The sequence below is a fragment of the Streptomyces sp. WAC04114 genome, assembly GCF_019733245.1.
In the GTDB taxonomy this organism is placed as follows: Bacteria; Actinomycetota; Actinomycetes; order Streptomycetales; family Streptomycetaceae; genus Streptomyces; species Streptomyces massasporeus_A.
In genome coordinates this window covers 38,336-55,328 of sequence record NZ_JAIGQA010000032.1, presented here as the reverse complement: position 1 = coordinate 55,328, position 16,993 = coordinate 38,336, and the positions used below count along the sequence as shown (strand labels likewise).

Below are 16,993 nucleotides of genomic sequence, written 5' to 3'. Positions count from 1 at the left end.
CGCGATAATCAGGGCATGCCCGACCCCCTCCCCGTCCCCGAGTCCACCGGCCGGCTTCTGGGTGATCTGCTGGCGGTGGGTGAGGCCTACTCGCTCGTCCTCGCCGGCGGGTACGCGGCGCTGGCGCACGGGCTGGTGGAGCGGACCGGGCCGGACGTGGACCTGGCCACCGAGCACCCGGCCGCGCTGGAGACCGTCGCGGACGCGGTCCGCAGCGGGCTGGTGGGGCGCGGCTGGCTGGTGCAGACCCTGGAGGCCGGGCCGCTGTCCGCCCAGTTCCTGGTGACGGACGCGCCGAGCGGCGTGGAGTACCAGGTCGCCCTCCACAAGGAGGTGCTGTGGCGCCCGGCCGTTCAGACGGAGCTCGGTCCGGCGCTCGCCCTCGACGACCTCGTCGGCACCCGGGTGCGGGACCTGGCCGACCGCGGTCTCGCGCGCGACCTGGTCGACGTCCGGGCCGCCTCGGCCCGCTGGAGCCACCCCGAGCTCGAGGAGCTCGGCCGCCGCCATGCCCCCGACACCTTCGACCTCACCGACCTCCAGGCCCGGCTGACGGGCACGGACTGGCTCGACGACAGGGCGTTCACCGCGCAGGGCCTCGACGGGCCGTCCGTCGCCGGGCTGCGCCGCTGGGCCCAGGAGTGGGCCGACGACATCGCGGAACGCCTCATCGAGGGCGAGGCCCCGGACGAGGAGTGACCCGCGCGACCCCGCACGGGGACCTACCGGTCGGTACCCTGAGCCGATGGGGAACGGGGCAGCCGGGCAGGTGGGGGTCGTCGCCGCGCTCGTGCGCGCGGCGTTCCTGGTCGACGGTGTGTACGCGGAGGCCAGCCGGGCGTACGGACTGACGCCGCAGCAGGGGCAGTTGCTGTGCGTGCTGATGCCCCAGCCGTACGGGATGAGCGAGCTCGGCGAGACGCTCGGGCTCGCGAAGTCGAGCCTGACCGGGCTGGTGGACCGGACGGTGCGGCGCGGACTGGTGCGGCGGGAGGCCGACCCGCGCGACGGTCGGGCCGTGCGGGTGGGGCTGACCGACGAAGGGGCCGCGCTCGCCGGGAAGTTCTACGCCGAGACCTGCCGTCGCATGGAGGCACTGCCGTCCGGGCTGAGCGTCGCCGAGCGGGACCGTCTGGCCGTCCTGCTGTCACGGGTCGTGGCGGACAACGAGGTTCCCGAGGTGTTCGTGGAGGGCCGAACGGCCGTGGTCTGCGGCGGCTCACCCTCCTGAGCCGGTCTCACAGCTCACCGTCCTGCGTTCTTCCCGCCTCGCCGCCCCCATCAGCAGCAGCGTCACCCCCGCCGACCCCACGGCCATCATGGTCATCGCCTGCGCGGGAGAGGTGAGTTGGGCCAGGGAGCCCGCCAGTGCCGCCGCGACCCCCTGCATGGTGAGCATCCCCGCCGAGTGCAGCCCCAGGGCATGCCCCGACAGCTCGTCGGGGGTGAGGGCCACCAGGCGCTCCTGCTGTACGAGGCTCGCGCCAAACCCCACGGAGGCCAGCGTCACCGCGGCCGCCGCCAGCGGCAGCGCCGGATGAAGGAGGAACGGCACGTACGGGACGGCCAGGAGCAGCAGGAGCGGGAAGCCCAGGCGGGGGCGCAGGCGTGGCGGCAGCATACGGCCGACCAGCACGTCCCCGGCGAGCATGCCCAGCGCCGCGCAGGCGAACAGGGTGCCGGCGGCGTCGGGGGCGTAGGAGACGTAGAGGGATTCGCAGCCGACGATCAGGCCGTTGGGGATCCACAGAGCCAGATAGACCTGGCGGCGGGGCGGCGAGGACCAGAGGAGGGCGTTGGCGCGCCAGGTCGCCGACGCCGAGGGGCGGCCCGTCGCACGGGGCGGGCGCGGGGACAGGCACAGGCGGATCACGAGCGCCGCCACGACGTAGAGCGCCGCCGCGAGCAGCAGGCCCGTCCGCGGTGAGAGGACCGCCACCAGGACGCCTCCGGTGGCGAACCCGATGATCTGCGTGACCCCCGACATCATGTTGAAGACCGAACGACCCAGCAGGTAGCCGTCCTTGGAGAGAATCTCGTTCACCAGGCCCCAGCGCACTCCCCCGCCGAGCGAGGCGACCAGACCCTGACCGACGAGGACGGCGAAGACGCCCCAGAGGGGAAGGGCGGGCAGGGCGAGCGCGGCCGTGCCGGCGGCGAACGCAAGGGAGATGCCGGTCAGGGTGGACCGCGGGGGCAGGCGGTCGGCCCCCGACAGCAGGAACGTCGCCCCGAGCACCTGCGTCAGCGACGGCCCGAACATGCTCAGCGCCGACAGCAGGGGCGAGCCCGTCGCGCGGAACACCAGGACACCCAGGGCCAGTCCACTGATCGTCTGGGCCACGCCGGTTGCCGAGGAGGCGAGGAAGAGGGGGGTGAACTCCGGAGTGTGGAAGAGCTGGCGGTAGCTGCGCATGCGGCGAGTCTCCGGCGGGCGTCGAGGGCTCGTTATTGTTTCGCCGGGGCGCGAAAGGTGAGGGGGCGGCATGGGCTGGTGGCAGGTCAACGCCGACACCCTGGCCGGGAGCCGGTTCGTGATCTCGCCGTTCGCCGAGGCCTTCGCGAGTCTGCGGCTGCTGCACGGCGCCGAGGCGGCGCATCCCGGCGAGCGACGGTGGCTCGACGCGCATCTGCCGGCCTACCGGCGGCGGCTCGCTCAGGACCCGGTGACCGCGCAGTTGATCCGCGCCGGGATCGGGCGGGAGTGGACGGCCGACTTCCTCTCCCCCGCCCCGCGCGACGGGGAGACCTTCGAGCAGGGGGTGGCACGGGTGCGGGCGGCCGACCCTCAGGCGGCCCGCGCCGACCTGACCGTCTCGCTGCGCGGCCCGGTTCCGGCCCGGCTGCACCGGGGCGACCTGCCGGAGCGCGCCGCGGACCTGCTGACGTACGTCTGGACCACGGCCGTGCTGCCGTACTGGCCGCGGCGCCGGCGCATCCTGGAAGCCGATGTGGTCGCGCGGACCGCGCAGGTCAGCCGGGGTGGCTGGGCGAGCGCGCTGGACACGCTGCGGCCGGGAACGCAGTGGCTCGGGGAGAACCGGCTCCAGGTCAACGCGCACGAGTACCCGCCGCGCGAGCTCTCCGGCGCGGAGCTGGTCTTCGTGCCCATCACGACGCAGCACATCGGCTGGGTGGCGTGGGAGGGGACGGACCGGTACGCGCTGGTCTACCCGTGCGCCGGGGCGCTCGCCGACCCCGACGGCAGGCCCGTGCCCGCGAGTCTGGGCGCGCTGCTCGGCACGGCCCGCGCCGGTGTGCTGGTCCGGCTGGGCTCGCCGCTGAGCACCAGCCAGCTGGTCGCCGTGACCGGGCAGGGGCTCGGCTCGGTCGGGCGGCATCTGCGGGTGCTGCTGGACGCCGGTCTGGTGGAGCGGCGTCGGGCGGGCAGGTCGGTGCTGTACTCGCGGACGGCGGCGGGGCAGGTCCTGGTGGACGCCGCCGAGGCCCGGGACCGGCCCGGGAAGCGGCGGAGCTAGGGTCTGCTCATGACGACTACCAACGGTTCCTCTCCCCTCGACGTCGAGATCGGTGCGCTGCAGGGCGGCCCGGCCGACCTGTCCCAGTACGCGGGCAAGGCGGTGCTCGTGGTGAACGTCGCCTCCAAGTGCGGCCTGACCCCGCAGTACACGGGCCTGGAGAAGCTCCACGAGCAGTACGCCGGGCGCGGCTTCAGCGTCCTCGGCGTGCCCTGCAACCAGTTCCTCGGGCAGGAGCCCGGCAGCGCCGACGAGATCGCCGAGTTCTGCTCGGCCACGTACGGCGTGACCTTCCCGCTGACCGAGAAGGTCGAGGTGAACGGCGAGGGCCGGCACCCGCTGTACGACCGCCTGACCGGCTTCGCGGACGCCGAGGGGCACAGCGGGGACATCCGCTGGAACTTCGAGAAGTTCCTCATCGGCCGCGACGGGCAGGTCGTCGCCCGCTTCTCGCCGCAGACCGAGCCGGACGCGGCGGAGGTCGTGGCGGCGATCGAGGCCCAGCTGGCCTGACGGCCGCCGCTGCTTGACCTTGCCCCTGGGTCAGGCCCGAGCGTCCTCGTCATCGGGCGGAAGAGCCGCCCGATGACGGAGGATGCCGTGGTGGACGGACCGGAACCGAACCTGGAGCTGCTCACCATCGGGGCGTTCGCCGCGCGTGCCCGCCTGTCGCCGAAGGCCCTGCGGCTGTACGACCGGCTGGGCCTGCTGGCGCCGGCGCAGGTCGACGAAGCGACCGGCTACCGCTACTACCGCGCCGGCCAGGTCGAACGGGCCCGGCTCGTGGCGATGCTGCGGCAGCTGGACATGCCGCTCGCCCGGATCGCCGAGGTGGTCGGGGCGGGCGACGGGGCCGGGGCTGCCGAGCTGCTCGGCGCGTACTGGGCGGACGTCGAGGCGCGGGTGGCGGGGCAGCGGACGCTCGCCGAGTACCTCCGTGGACGGCTGTCGGGGAGGAGCTCCGAGATGTACGGGAAGTTCACGGTCGAGACGGTGGAGACACCTGCGCAGGTGGTGATCTGCGAGATGCGGCACACGCTGGCGGACGAGCTGCCGGCGTGGATCGGGGCGGCGCTGGGCCGGCTGGAGGAGGCGGCCCGCGAGTGCGGGGGCGTGGCCGGGGTGCCGTACGTCGCCTATCACTCGGAGGTGTCGATGGAGAGCGACGGTCCGGCGGAGGCGTGTGTGCCGGTGGCTGACGAGGAGGCGGCCCGGGCCTGGGTGGAGCGGCGGGGGAGGTCGTGGGAGACGGCGGTACGGGTGGAGCCTGCCCGGCGGCTGGCGTACACCAGGATCACCAAGGCGCAGGTGGCGCACCCGCAGATCCTGGCCGCGTTCGAGGCGGTGGAGGAGTGGATGGCGGCGCGGGGGCTGACGGCGACGGGCCCCTGCCGGGAGCTCTACTTCGCGGACTGGGCGGCGACGGGGCCCGAGGACCCGGTGTGTGACGTGGCGTTCCCGGTGAGCTGATCCCCCTCGGGGTCCCGCGGGCACAAACGGAGCCCTCTCGGCAAGGACGGCGATGCTGGTCGAGAGGGCTCTGTCGGTGGTGCTTGTGGTGCTGTCGGTCGCGGGGTCAGGCCTTGACCGAGGCCACGAAGGCGTTCCACGCGTCGGCGGGAAACGCCAGCTTGGGGCCCTCGGGGATCTTGGTGTCCCCGAGCTCCAGGGCCTCGGTGACGGTCGACCTGACCATCACGCACGCGCCGTTGTTGTTGGTGTAGGAGGACGTCGTCCACGTTTCCGTGGCGCCCAGACGAATTGCCATGTTCGCTCCGTTGCCAGTTGCGTTTACGCCAACCTGTGCTGGTGGTTGGCGTGATCGACGCTACTCGCCAACATCCTCGTTCGGAGCAGTCATTCACTCGACTGGATGGCATATTCCAGAGGAGACTTCCAGTCAGGTGTGTCAGGGGTGTAACATCCCGCGCTTTGCCCGACGGAAGATCATCCTCCGGCGGCGGCTCAGCGCGCGTACTCCTTCGCCACGTTCTCGATGAGCTGCCGGGACTGGTCGACGTTCAGCGACTGCGCGCGCAGGTGCTCGTACATCACCGTGTACTTCTGCACGTCGAGCGGCTTCTCCAGGTACAGGTCGCTGGTGACGCCCTCGATGTAGACCACGCTCGAGTCGGCCGCGTCGGCGAACTCCAGGATCGAGTACTGGCCGTTGATGCCCGCGTGCGCGCCCACCTCGAACGGCAGGACCTGCACGGTGATGTGGGGCAGCTGCGACATCTCGATGAGGTGCTCCAGCTGCTCGCGCATCACCGGCCGGCTGCCGACGACCCGGTGCAGGGACGCCTCGTCCAGGACCACCCACAGCCGCAGCGGTTCGGTGTCGGCGGTGATCCGGCCCTGCCGGCGCAGCCGGACCTCGACACGCTTGTCGTTGTCCGCGTCCGAGGCCTCGGGCGAGCCGCCGCGGATGATGGCCTCGGCGTAGGCCCGGGTCTGCAACAGGCCGGTGATGATCTGGGGTTCGTAGACCCGCAGCGACTCGGCGTCCGTCTCCAGGCCGATGTAGACGCTGTAGGGGATGTCCCCGAAGGCGTGCCACCAGCCCTGCTGCCGGGAGTCCTTGGCCATCTGCATGAGCGAGTCGACGATGCGCTGGTCCTCGACCTCGTAGACCCCGCACAGGTCGCGGACGTCGCGCTGGCTGATGCTGCGCCGTCCGTTCTCCAGCCGGCTGATCTTCGACTGCGACACCAGCAGCCGCTCGGCCACCTCTTCGGCCGTCATGCCCTTGAGCTCACGGAGCCTGCGGAGCTCCTGGCCCAGCCGGCGCCGCCTGACGGTGGGATTGACATTGGACGCCACGGGACGTGCACCTCCGGCTGCGTGCCTCTACTTTGCGTATCTGCTGTTGAGCAGACTGCCACCAAGGTGCTTACTACCGCTGGGAAACGGTGGATATGCGACGGGTACACGCCAGTTCGGGCACGACACGCCGAGCGGGGCGAAGAGAGTGTGTGCTCTCTCCGCCCCGCTCGGACAGCGGCTCCCGTGACCGGGTTCGGGTCCCGTGGTGCGTGTTCCGGTCGTAGGCCGTGCCGGCGCGGCGCGGCTCAGTGGGCCGCGACGCGCGCCATGCTTCCGTGGCGCGGTTGCATCGGAACCCCCCGGGCGGGCTCCGCTGCGGGCCTGGTGCCGCCGGCGGCCTGACGGCCGGACGGTGCCGGGTTGCGGCGCGGCTGGGCCGCGACGCCGTTCTGGACGTCCATCACCGCGTGCGCGACGAGACCGCCCATGGGGTCGTGCCTGATCAGGTCCCTGAGCCGGGAGCGAGAGGAGCGTCCCTCGTTGCCCGGGTACAGGTGCTTGCCGAGGCCGACCGCGTGGGCGAGGGCCGCGAGTGCCGCGGTCCGCGGGTCCGGCGGTACGCCGGTGCGGATCGCGGAGTCCAGCCGGGCCCTGATCTCCCGGCTGATCTCGGTGTCCGTCGCCTGGTAGCGAGTCGTCGGCAGCACCCCGCACATCTGGCCCGCCACGGCATGCACCATGCCGCACCGCTCCAGATGCGAGAGGTAGGTCTGGCGCAGCCCGAGACGCGGCCCGCCAATCCAGTGGACGGCTCGCACGGGAGCGCCACGCCTTCGCAGCAACTCCAGTGCGCAGTCCAGTGTTGGATCTCCTGTCGGCCGTGGCGCCACCACGGCGATACGATCCCCGTCTGGGGCTATCCGTCCGGCCAGCGCCAGCTCTACTAGCTGTGCTCCGGCCAGACCGAGGTCGAGCGACTGCGGCTGTGCGGTGGTACCCGTGGTCGGGTCCAACGCCAGCAGCAGAAGCTCTTCCGGAAGTGTTCTGCGGCTCCTGCCCATCCATGCCTCCCCGCGTGGATGAAAGACAGGGTGACCCCTCTCACATTGGTCTGTCGAGGGTGCGTGACCGGTTCGTAGTGGAACCAGTAGGTATGTCGTTCTCGTCTACCGGATGGGTTTGGCCCGCACACAGGACACTGGTACATGGTTCGGACAGCGCCGGAGCGGTGTCACGGGCGGCGGTTCACGGTTCGGTACGCGCACGCGGGGAGCAGCGGCGCGAGGAGGAGGCATCGGTGGCGGGCGAGTCCCCCGACAGGTCGAAGCAGCGCGAGTCGTCGGCACGAGAGACGTCGGGGAGCGCGAGTCCGGTTCCGGAGGCCAGGAGCGAAGCCGCGGCCGATCCGCGGCTCGCGGTCGCCCGGGACGCGGAGAAGTCCGCGGCACGGGGCGGTGCCGACACGGCGACGCGCGTGCTGTCCACACGCACGGCCGAGACCCCGGGGAACACGGGGCGCTCCGCGGGCGACCCGAAGCCGGAGAACGACGCGGGCCGGGCCGAGGGCGACTCGGACACGAAGAGCACGGCGGCTGACGCGGACGCCGAGAAGGCCGAGGGCAACTCGGGCACCAAGAGCGCCGCGGGCGACGCCGGGCGGGCTGCGGCTGACGCGGACGCCGAGAGGACCGAGCACGACTCGGACGCGAAGAGCGCGGCGCGCAACGCCGGGCGGACCGCGGGCGACGCGGACGCCGAGGGGACCGAGGACGACTCGGGCACCAAGAGCGCCGCGGGCGACGCCGGGCGGGTTACGGGTGACGCGGACACCGAGGGCACCAAGGACGACTCGGACACGAAGAGCACGGCGGCTGACGCAGACGCCGAGAGGACCGAGGGCGCCTCGGGCACGAAGAGCGCGGCGCGCAACGCCGGGCGGACCGCAGGCGACGCGGACGCCGAGAGAGCCGAGGGCGACTCGGGCACCGAGGGCGCGGCGGACGGCGCTGCGGGTAACTCCGGGCGGTCCGGGGACGGCTCGACCGCCGAGGAGACCGAGGAGGCCGCGGCTGACGCCGGGGAGGGTGCTTCCGGCTCCTCCGTGGGGTCCGAGGAGTCCGGGGCCGACAAGGCGGCCGCCGACGCCGAGGGCACCGACGGGCGGCTGCGGGATGTCGTCGCCGCGTGGGTCGCCTCTGCGGACGGGGGCGAGGAGTCTGCCGCCGCCAAGGGTGGTGCCAAGGGCGCCCGAGAGGCCGCCGAGCGCACGGACGAGCCCGCCGAGGCCGACACCGACGCCCACCAGGAGGCCGGGAAGGCCGCAGGGGCGTCGCAGACCCCGTCCGACGCCGGGAACGCGGACAACGGCGCGGACGACTCCCACCGCCGCGAGGCCGGGCGCGACGAGGTGGCCCGGGGCGCCGCGGACGAGGCCGACGCGCCCGAGGCGGACCGTTCCGCCAAGGGCGGCAGCACCGGCACCGCCGAGGCCGCCGAGAAGACCGACGACAAGGCCTCCGAGCCCGCGGACCCGCGGGTCTCCGGCGACGCCGAGCCCGAGTCGAAGGCCCCCGCCGCCAGGACCGCACCCAAGGCCGCCGCACCCAAGACCGCCGACGCCAAGACCGCCGACGCCAAGAACGACGCCGGCGCCACCAAGGCCCCGGCCGAAGGCCCCAAGTCCGGCAAGCCGGACAGGACTGACGGCTCGACCGACGACGACGCCCCCACCGAACGCCCCGTCGACCAGCCCACCGCCGTCTTCAAGACCCTGCGGCCACCGGTCGATCAGCCCACCACCATGCTGAAGCTCGGGGGCGCGGCCAAGGACCTCCCGAAGTCGGACCTCCCGAAGAAGGACGCTCCGACAACGGACGCTCCGAAGAAGGACGCCCCGGAGAAGGACGCCGAGCGGACCAGCAAGTTCGTCGCGCTCAAGCCCCTGGACGACCCGGCGGCGAAGAAGCCCGTCGCCCCGGCCGAGGCCACCGCACCCGTCCCCACCGTCGGCCCCGAGCGCACCACGCAGCAGCCGCTGCCGCCCAAGCCGCCGCTGGATCTGCTGGCCGAGCTCACGAACACCCCGCCGCCCCCGGAGACCCCGCTGCGGACGGCCGCCCGGCGGGTGAAGATCTGGACGCCGCTGGTGCTGCTGCTGATCGTGGTCCTCGCGGTCGTGCAGAGCGTGCGCCCGCTCCCCTCGCCCACCCTCGAACTCACCGCCAAGGACAGCTACACCTTCGAGGGCGGCAAGGTCGACATCCCCTGGCCCGCCGACGGCCAGGCCGCGCTGGACGTCCAGGGCATCGGCACGTTCGGGTCCTCCGGCGAGCAGAAGCCCGTCCCGATCGCGAGCGTCGCCAAGGTCATGACCGCCTACGTCATCCTGCGCGACCACCCGCTCAAGAGCGGCGAGGACGGCCCGAAGATCCTGATCGACCAGGCCGCGCAGGACCAGTCCGACGCCGGCCAGGAGTCCACCGTCGACGTCACCAAGGGCGACAAGATCACCCAGCGGGAGGCCCTGGAGAGCATCCTGATCGCGTCCGCGAACAACGTGGCGCGACTGCTCGCCCGCTGGGACGCGAAGTCCGAGAAGGCGTTCGTGCAGAAGATGAACGACGCCGCCAAGGACCTCGGCATGAAGAACACGACGTACACCGACCCGTCGGGCCTCAACAACACGACCGTCTCCACGGCCGTGGACCAGGTGAAGCTCGCCAAGGCCGCCATGCTCCAGCCGGCGTTCCGCGAGGTCGCGACGATGATGTCGTACGTCGACTACAAGCAGAAGAAGCACGACAACTGGAACCGCCTGGTCGGCTACAACAACGTCACCGGCATCAAGACCGGCACCACCACCTCGGCGCTCGGCAACCTCGTCTTCGCGGCCAAGAAGGACGTGAACGGCGAGACCCACCGGATCATCGGCGCGGTCGTTCGCCAGCCCGCCGGCGGCCCGGACAACACGATCCTTGGCGCGGCTCTCCATGAGGGCGACAAGCTGATCCGGGCCGCGCAGGGCGCGCTGGAGTCGGCGACGATCCTCAAGAAGGGCGAAGTCGTCGGGTACGCGGACGACGGTCTCGGCGGCCGCACGCCGGTCGCCGTCACCGAGGACGTCACGGCCGTCGGCTGGGCGGGCCTGTCCGTCAAGCTGACGTTCGCCGGTGACGACCTGCCGCACACGGCCGAGGCCGGCACCAAGGTGGGCACGCTCACCGTCGGCGACGGGACCACCAGCGCCGTGAAGGTTCCGGTCGCCCTCCAGAAGGACCTGGCGGAGCCGGGCTTCGCCGCCAAGCTCACGCGCCTCGGCTGACCCGGGGCGGCCGCACCACCGCACTCCGCCGGTAACGGCCCGTCCGGGCGCTGCCCGGCGGGGTGCGTGCTAGCGTCCCGAACCGGGACAGGTCACCGCTCGCGGCCACGCGGCAGCGGAAGCCGAGAACAGAAGACGGGACACGGGGAGTGCCTTCGAGTGGCCACTGCGGAGCCGACACGCGCAGACGACGCCGAACCGGGCTCGGTATCAGGCCCGCGAATACGCCTGCCCGAAGCACCGGAAGACAGCGCGTCCGGAAGCGGCGCGCCTGAGGACGGCGGCTCGCGGTTCGAGTGGCCCGCCCCCGTCCTGGCGCTGCGCGAGCGCATGCTGCGGCACCCGGTCCTGTCCGTCACGGGCCTGGCCGCGGCCCTGCACATCCTCTGGTTCTTCACGTTCGCGAACAGCGGCGGCGATCTGGCCGCGCAGGACGCGTGGGCCGAGTTCGTCGGCCGGCACCCGGACTCGGCGTACAACCTCGCCTGGTACGGCGGGATGCACCCGGTGTCGTACAGCGTGGTGTCGCCGTATCTGATGTCGGTGCTCGGTGTGCGCACCACGATGATGATCGCGGGGACGGTCTCCGCCGGGCTGCTGACCCTGCTCCTGCTGCGCAGCCGCTCCGTGCGCAACCCCCTGTGGGCGTCGCTGGCGGGCGTGTTCGGGCTGTTCTGCAACGCGGTGTCGGGGCGGGTGACGTTCGGTCTGGGCATGATGTTCGCGCTCGGCGCGGTCGCCGTCGTGTTCTGCTGGCCCTACCGGTGGCGGTACAAGCGCTGGGCGAAGGCCCTGAGCGCGGCGCCGCTGGCCGCGCTGGCCACCATGGCGTCACCGGTCGCGGGCCTGTTCGTGGGCCTGGTGGCGGTGGCGCTGTTCCTGCAGAAGCGGCGGCCGGGCGCATGGGCGCTGGGTCTGGCGCCGAGCGCGGTGGTGGCGGTGTCGGCGTGGCTGTTCCCGTTCTCGGGCACGCAGCCGATGATGATCGGCTCGGTGCTGCTGCCGCTCGCGTTCTCGGTCCTCGCCTACGTGCTGGTGCCGCGGGACTGGAAGACGGTCCGGCTCACGGCCGCGGTGTACGGCCTGGGGGTCGTGCTGGTGTGGCTGATCAGCTCCCAGATCGGTTCGAACATCACGCGGCTGGCGATGCTGTTCGCCGGGGTCGCGCTGGTCGCCGCGCTGCCGTTCACGGTGCCGCGCAGCCGCAAGTGGTACGCGGCCGTGGTGGCACTGTGCGGTTTCGGCGTGTGGATCGGCTTCAAGACGGTCGACGACATCGTGCACACGGCCCCCGCGGCGTCCTGGTCGCGCGAGCTCGCGCCGCTCGTCAACGAGTTGCAGGAGGTCGGCGCCGAGAAGGGCCGGGTGGAGGTCGTCCCCGCCCGCTCCCACCGCGAGGCCTCCGCGCTCGCCCCGTACGTCAATCTGGCCCGCGGCTGGAACCGCCAGGCCGACATGGAGCGCAACCCCCTCTTCTACGACGACACCCTCAACTCGGCGAACTACCACGAGTGGCTGAAGCGCTGGGCCGTGCACTACGTCGTCCTGCCGAAGGGCGAGCCGGACGGTGACGGGGGTCAGAGGGAGCGGGCGCTGGTGCGGCGCGGGCTGCCGTATCTGACCCAGATCTGGGGCAACGACACCTGGCAGCTGTTCAGGGTGACCGCCCCGACCCCGCTGGCCGAGCCGAACACCGTGGTCGACCGGGCCGAGCAGGGCGAGATGGTCCTCCAGGTGAAGAAGGCGGGCCGGGTCCTGGTCCGCATCCCCTACTCGCCCTGGCTGAGCATCGTCGACGCGGAGGGCAAGAGCCTGAAGCCGCCGCAGGAGACGGAGGAGTCCAGGAACCGTCCCGAGGGTGAACCGAAGACGTATGTGAACGTCAACGGCTGCCTGGCGGAGACGGAGGAGGACGCGCAGGGCGACAAGTGGACGGAGCTGCTCGCCCCGAAGGCCGGGACCTACCGCCTGGCGGCGCCGTACCAGCTTCCGCGGGGCACGCCGTGCCCGGAGGAACTGCGCTGAGCCGGTCCCTCGCACCCCTCTGAACCCATCGTTCCCGTTCGATTACAGTGCTGAAGTCGTACGTGTGGACGGTGCCCCTGGGGAGGTCTAGGTGGGTGCGACTGCCGGCGCCGTCTGGGGCCGTACAGAGCAGCAGGACTTCCGCAGCCGGGTGCGCGGGACCCTGCTCGGCGTGGCCGTGGGAGACGCGCTGGGCACGCCCGTCGACAGGCTGACCATGGACGCCGTCCGGGAGGCGTACGGGGCGGAGGGCCTGGTGGACCTGGCCCCCGCCTACGGCAGACGCGGCGCGGTCACGCACCTCACCCAGCTCACCCTGTTCTCCGTCGACGGGTTGATCCGGGCCCAGGTCAGACGGGACACCGGCGCCTGGCATCCGCCGACCGATCTGCACCGGGCGTATCTGCGCTGGGCCGCCACGCAGCGCGACTGGGGGCCCGACGAGCGCCGCAAGGAAGACGGGTGGCTGGCGCGGGAGGAGTGGCTGTACGCGCGGCGCGACCCCAGTCGCTCCCTGCTGCTGGGGCTCGGCGACGAGACCATGGGAACCCCGGAGGCACCCAAGAACCCTGGGGAGGCCGGGGCCGAGGCCGCCGCCCGGTCGGCGCCCTTCGGGCTGCTGGTGGGCTGGGAGCCGCAGCTGGTCGCCCAGCTCGCCGTGGAGTGCGCCGCGCAGACCCACGGCCACCCCACCGCTGCCCTCGCGGCGGGTGCGTACGCCGTGGTCGTGCACGCGCTGGCGCTGGGCGAGAGCCTCGACGCCGCCGTGCAGCGGGCCTTGGGGCTGCTGGCCGCCCGGCCGGGGCACCAGCCGGTGTCGGACGCGCTGCAGCATGCGCTGGGCGCCGTGCGGCAGGGCATGCCGGGCCCGGAGCGCGTGGCCGAGCTGAGCGGGGCGGGTACGGCGGAGGGGCTCGTGGCCGCCGCCGTGTACTGCGCGCTGGTCGCGGCGGACGTCCGGCACGGGCTGTGCCTCGCGGTGAACCACGACGGCCCCTCGGCCACCACCGGCGCGCTGACCGGCGGTCTGCTCGGCGCGCTGCACGGGGAGACCGCCCTGCCGCCGGCCTGGCTGGCCGAGCTGGAGGGCCGCCCCACCATCCTGGAACTGGCCGACGACTTCGCCATGGAGATGACGCAGGGGCCGGCCCTGCACGGCCCGGCGGGCTCGTCCCCGGGCTGGCTGGCCCGGTACCCGCGCGGCGTGTAGGACGGCGCACACGTTTCTCACGTGTGAATCGCGCCCCTTCTCATTGCTCACTCCCGTGGCATGGGCACGTCACCGTACCGTGGTCGTCCCGTCACCTTCGGTCCACAGGATCTGCACGGCCCGACGCGGGACCACCGTCCTGCGACTGCTGCACCGGGCTCGTCCGTTCACCCCCCTTCGTGGAGGCACTGTGCGCAACCTGCGCGGGACACAGACGGCCGCGATCGCCGCGGCTCTGGCGGCCATGGCGGTTCTGCCCGCCCCGGCCCGGGCCGCCGGCTCCGGGCTCCCGGGGGTGACCGCCACCACCGAGACCCCGGCCCTTCACGGCGACGACGCCGGCGGCAACGCCGACGCCGACGACCCGGCGATCTGGCGCAACGCCGGCGACCCCGACGCCAGTCTGGTGATCGCCACCGCCAAGGAGGGCGGCCTGCGCGTGTACGACCTGGCCGGCAAGGAGGTGCAGTCGATCCCGGCGCCGCCCGCCCCCACCCCCGACGACAAGCCCGGCCGCTTCAACAACGTGGACCTGATCTCCGGGTTCCCGCTGCCGACCGGCCGCGCAGACGTCGCCGTCGTCACCGACCGCGGCCGCGACCACCTGCGGATCTACCGCATCACCCCCGGCGCCGCCCGGCCGCTGACCGACGTCACCGACCCGAACGCCCCGCTGGTCTTCTCGAAGACCCAGGACGAGGTCAAGGACCAGGCCACCCCCTACGGTCTGGCCACCTGGAAGGACAAGGCCACCGGCCGCTCGTACGCCGTGGTCAGCCGGCGCAGCCGCACCCGGCTCGCCCTGCTGGAGCTGCGGACCACCGCCGCCGGAGCGGTCACTTACCGGCAGGTGCGCACCTACGACCTGCCCGCCTCCTTCACCCTCCCGAACGGCTCGTCCTGGACGCCCTGCACCGACCCGGGCGACCTCCCGCAGGTCGAGGGCATGGTCGTGGACCCGGCGAACAAGGTGCTCTACGCCGGTCAGGAGGACGTCGGCATCTGGCGGCTTCCCGCCGACCTCGGCGGCCGGCCGAAGCTGATCGACAAGGTCCGGGAGTACGGCGTCCCCGCCACCTACGACGAGGCGACCGAGGAGTGCGTCGCGGGCGCCGACCCCGGCTACGGCGGCACGCACCTGTCCGCCGACGTCGAGGGCCTGACCATCCTGGACGAGGGCGGCGGTGACGGTTACCTGCTCGCCTCCAGCCAGGGCGACAACACCTTCGCCGCGTACGACCGCGAGGTCTCCGACGACAACGAGTACGAGAGCGGCTTCCGGATCACCGCCGGGACCGTCGACGGCTCCGAGGAGCGCGACGGCGCCGCCGTGCTCAACGCCCCCCTCGGCTCCCGCTACCCGAACGGCCTGCTCGTGGTGCAGGATGGGCACAACACCCCGGGCGAGACGGACGGGGACGGAGAGGTCCGGGACAACACCGACTTCAAGTTCGTCGACCTGCGCAAGGTCAGCCGCGCGCTGGACGAGGACGACTGAACAGCCTTGCGTTCTCCGCCCGTTGCGGGCGGAGAACGCACGATCGTCGCGGCCGTGCGGCCGCTAGTCCTTCACCGCCGTGCGCACGGCGCTGTCCTCCACACCACCGGCAGGCGCCGGCACGGCGGCCGCTGCGGCGCCGTCCCCGTCCGTGTTGATCTTCTCGATGATCGCCAGCCGCTCCGGTGTGTCCTCCGGCCGGATGTAGCCGACGAGGATGTACAGGACCAGCGAGACCGCCAGCGGGATCGACACCTGGTACTGGAGCGGCACGCCGCCCTCGACGTTCCAGTTGACCGGGTAGTTCACCAGCCAGAAGGCGAGCAGGCCCATCGACCAGCTGACGAGGGCCGCGGTGGGGCCGGAGCGGCGGAACGCGCGCAGCAGGCCCAGCATCATGGGGATCGCCATCGGGCCCATCAGTCCGGCCACCCACTTGATGACGACCGTGATGATGTCCTTGAACGCCGGGGAGTTGACCTGGGTCGCCGCCGCCATGGACAGACCGAGGAAGACGACCGTGGCGATGCGGGCGACCCGCAGGCCCTGGCTCTGGTTCCAGGCCCGGGCCCGGGCCCAGATCACCGGCGCGCAGTCCCGGGTGAAGACGGCCGCGATGGCGTTGGCGTCGGAGGAGCACATGGCCATGGTGTGCGAGAAGAAGCCGACGATGACCAGGCCCAGCAGGCCGTGCGGCAGGAGCTGTTCGGTCATCAGGGCGTAGGAGTCCGAGCCGTCCGGCTTCTGCGACTCGACCAGCAGCGGCGACATCCACATGGGGAAGAACAGGACCAGGGGCCAGACCAGCCAGAGGATCGCCGAGAGCCGGGCGGAGCGCTCGGCCTCCTTGGCGTTCGGCGTGGCCATGTAGCGCTGGGCCTGGTTGAGCATGCCGCCGTTGTACTCGAAGAGCTTGATGAAGAGGAACGCGAGCAGGAACACCGTGCCGTACGGCCCGACCAGCGGCTTCTCGTGGCCCTGGAGCTCGGGCGAGTCCCAGACGCCGAAGAAGCCGCCGTGGTCGTCGAGGCGTACGAACACCGCCACGAACATCGCGATGCCGGCCAGCAACTGGATGATGAACTGGCCGAGTTCGGTCAGCGCGTCGGCCCAGAGGCCGCCGATCGTGCAGTAGATCGCCGTGATGCCGCCGGTGATGAGGATGCCCTGGTTGAGGGAGATCCCCGTGAAGACGGACAGCAGGGTGGCGATGGCGGCCCACTTCGCGCCCACGTCCACGATCTTCAGCAGCATCCCGGACCAGGCCAGCGCCTGCTGCGTCTTCAGGTCGTAGCGGTTCTTCAGGTACTCCAGCGGGGAGGCCACGTGGAGCCGGGAGCGCAGCCGGTTGATGCGCGGCGCGAACAGCTTCGACCCGATGGCGATGCCGAGGGCGATGGGGAAGGACCAGGTGACGAACGACGTGACGCCGTAGGTGTAGGCGATCCCCGCGTAGCCGGTGAACATCACCGCGCTGTAGCCCGACATGTGGTGCGAGATGCCGGACAGCCACCAGGGCATCTTGCCGCCCGCGGTGAAGAAGTCACTGACGTCGTCGACGCGTTTGTGCGACCAGACACCGATCGCGACCATCACGGCGAAGTAGCCGATGAGCACGGCCCAGTCGAGACCGTTCATGTGCGCCCTCCCAGGGATCAGCCCGGCGCTCATCGTGGGCGCTGCCGCGTGAACAC

Annotated in this window: 14 protein-coding genes; 9 read left to right on the top strand and 5 right to left on the bottom strand. The window is 72.2% G+C overall.

Features of this window, described 5'->3' with window-relative positions; translation table 11 throughout:
* Window positions 1–15: 15 nt before the first annotated feature.
* On the top strand, window positions 16–699 hold the full coding sequence (locus K4G64_RS12025) for a hypothetical protein (RefSeq protein ID WP_221756020.1): 684 nt from the start codon (window positions 16–18) through the stop codon (window positions 697–699).
* A 46-nt stretch (window positions 700–745) separates the two neighbouring features.
* On the top strand, window positions 746–1,231 hold the full coding sequence (locus K4G64_RS12020) for a MarR family winged helix-turn-helix transcriptional regulator (RefSeq protein ID WP_221756016.1): 486 nt from the start codon (window positions 746–748) through the stop codon (window positions 1,229–1,231).
* Here K4G64_RS12020 and K4G64_RS12015 read toward each other — a convergent pair.
* A complete protein-coding gene (locus tag K4G64_RS12015) occupies window positions 1,220–2,416 on the bottom strand; it encodes an MFS transporter (protein WP_221756015.1) in 1,197 nt (398 codons plus the stop codon). The genes K4G64_RS12020 and K4G64_RS12015 overlap by 12 nt on opposite strands.
* Before the next feature lie 70 nt (window positions 2,417–2,486).
* Here K4G64_RS12015 and K4G64_RS12010 point away from each other — a divergent pair, with 70 nt between their 5' ends.
* The 3 genes from K4G64_RS12010 to K4G64_RS12000 all read left to right on the top strand — a co-directional run bounded on the left by K4G64_RS12010 (window position 2,487) and on the right by K4G64_RS12000 (window position 4,949).
* Window positions 2,487–3,479: a helix-turn-helix transcriptional regulator gene (locus tag K4G64_RS12010; RefSeq protein ID WP_221756014.1), complete on the top strand. Its 993-nt coding sequence runs from the start codon at window positions 2,487–2,489 to the stop codon at window positions 3,477–3,479.
* A 9-nt stretch (window positions 3,480–3,488) separates the two neighbouring features.
* Window positions 3,489–3,992: a glutathione peroxidase gene (locus tag K4G64_RS12005; RefSeq protein ID WP_260460350.1), complete on the top strand. Its 504-nt coding sequence runs from the start codon at window positions 3,489–3,491 to the stop codon at window positions 3,990–3,992.
* A 72-nt stretch (window positions 3,993–4,064) separates the two neighbouring features.
* On the top strand, window positions 4,065–4,949 hold the full coding sequence (locus K4G64_RS12000; protein WP_221756013.1) for a MerR family transcriptional regulator: 885 nt from the start codon (window positions 4,065–4,067) through the stop codon (window positions 4,947–4,949).
* A gap of 106 nt (window positions 4,950–5,055) precedes the next feature.
* Here K4G64_RS12000 and K4G64_RS11995 read toward each other — a convergent pair whose 3' ends face one another.
* The 3 genes from K4G64_RS11995 to K4G64_RS11985 form a co-directional block, all read right to left on the bottom strand.
* Entirely contained in the window at window positions 5,056–5,247 is a 192-nt protein-coding gene (locus K4G64_RS11995) for a DUF397 domain-containing protein (RefSeq protein WP_221756012.1), read from the bottom strand.
* 197 nt (window positions 5,248–5,444) lie between these two features.
* Window positions 5,445–6,302: a helix-turn-helix transcriptional regulator gene (locus K4G64_RS11990; protein ID WP_190899899.1), complete on the bottom strand. Its 858-nt coding sequence runs from the start codon at window positions 6,300–6,302 to the stop codon at window positions 5,445–5,447.
* Window positions 6,303–6,550: 248 nt separating this feature from the next.
* Window positions 6,551–7,306, bottom strand: a complete 756-nt coding sequence (locus tag K4G64_RS11985) for a GPP34 family phosphoprotein (RefSeq protein ID WP_031103362.1) — start codon at window positions 7,304–7,306, stop codon at window positions 6,551–6,553.
* Window positions 7,307–7,542: 236 nt separating this feature from the next.
* Here K4G64_RS11985 and K4G64_RS11980 point away from each other — a divergent pair, with 236 nt between their 5' ends.
* The 4 genes from K4G64_RS11980 to K4G64_RS11965 all read left to right on the top strand — a co-directional run bounded on the left by K4G64_RS11980 (window position 7,543) and on the right by K4G64_RS11965 (window position 15,299).
* The gene (locus K4G64_RS11980; RefSeq protein WP_308122338.1) at window positions 7,543–10,566 is read left to right on the top strand and encodes a D-alanyl-D-alanine carboxypeptidase; all 3,024 of its coding nucleotides are present in this window, start codon (window positions 7,543–7,545) and stop codon (window positions 10,564–10,566) included.
* A 159-nt stretch (window positions 10,567–10,725) separates the two neighbouring features.
* Complete coding sequence (locus K4G64_RS11975) at window positions 10,726–12,591, top strand: MFS transporter (RefSeq protein ID WP_221756010.1); 1,866 nt, start codon at window positions 10,726–10,728, stop codon at window positions 12,589–12,591.
* Between the two features lie 91 nt (window positions 12,592–12,682).
* Window positions 12,683–13,801 carry an ADP-ribosylglycohydrolase family protein gene (locus tag K4G64_RS11970; RefSeq protein ID WP_221756009.1) on the top strand — a complete coding sequence of 373 codons (1,119 nt, stop codon included), beginning with the start codon at window positions 12,683–12,685 and terminating at the stop codon, window positions 13,799–13,801.
* A gap of 199 nt (window positions 13,802–14,000) precedes the next feature.
* A complete protein-coding gene (locus K4G64_RS11965) occupies window positions 14,001–15,299 on the top strand; it encodes a phytase (protein ID WP_260460356.1) in 1,299 nt (432 codons plus the stop codon).
* 63 nt (window positions 15,300–15,362) lie between these two features.
* On the opposite strand, the gene K4G64_RS11960 is transcribed toward K4G64_RS11965, so the two are convergent.
* A complete protein-coding gene (locus tag K4G64_RS11960) occupies window positions 15,363–16,937 on the bottom strand; it encodes a sodium:solute symporter family protein (RefSeq protein WP_221756008.1) in 1,575 nt (524 codons plus the stop codon).
* Window positions 16,938–16,993 lie beyond the last annotated feature (56 nt).